The organism is Pseudoalteromonas sp. Z1A8, assembly GCF_011378855.1.
Classification (GTDB): Bacteria; Pseudomonadota; Gammaproteobacteria; order Enterobacterales; family Alteromonadaceae; genus Pseudoalteromonas.
Map to the genome: position 1 here is coordinate 1 of NZ_WTLB01000128.1, position 755 is coordinate 755.

At 38.8% G+C, this 755-nt stretch carries 1 protein-coding gene; it reads left to right on the plus strand.

What is annotated here, in order from left to right:
- Positions 1 to 755 (plus strand): transposase (locus GQR55_RS19985; protein ID WP_166421965.1); only part of this gene is annotated, 755 nt, incomplete at both ends.

A 755-nucleotide genomic window follows, 5' to 3' on the forward strand; every position in this document is an offset into this window, starting at 1 on the left:
TCGTGGTTGAGAGACCAGCTTACAAACAAGATTAAAACAAAAGTCTTTAAAAACAAGCGCCAAGACTTTTTAGCAATAGAAAAGTGGCTTTTAAATACAACTAAAAGCGCTGCTAGTGAGCTCGTTATCACCCTCGAACCAACGGGTGTTTATCATGAGGCGCTGATGTATTTTTTACACGAGCAAGGCTTTAATATTATTTTAGCGAATCCAGGTAAAGCTAAAAAGTATGCAGACGCTTTAAACATAATTCACAAAACAGACAAATCTGATGCAACGATGCTTGCTCATTACGGCTGTGCTAAGCATGCAGTCGTTAATTATTGGCAACCTGAAGCATTAGCAATTAGAGAGCTTAAAGCCCTTATCCGTCGTTTAGATGCGCTTGAGAGTAACCGACAACGAGAAGCAAACCGATTAGAAGCAAGTGAATTCAGTAACGTTTCAGCACGTGTTTGCCAATCAATAAAAGTGACTATCGCGTTTTTAGACGATGAAATTAAACAGCTTAAATCTGACATTGATAACCACATAGATAATGAACCTGATTTAAAAAGAAACAGAAAACTACTTGAGTCTATCCCTGGCATTGGACCCGTATTATCGAGAGAGCTGACGTATTTATTTGCGGCTAAAAAATTTAATAAAGCCAAAGAAGCGGCAGCTTATTGCGGATTAATTCCACGGCATAATGAATCGGGTAAATTAAAAGGGCGAACATCAATCAGTAAACTTGGGCCAGCCAGAATTCGATG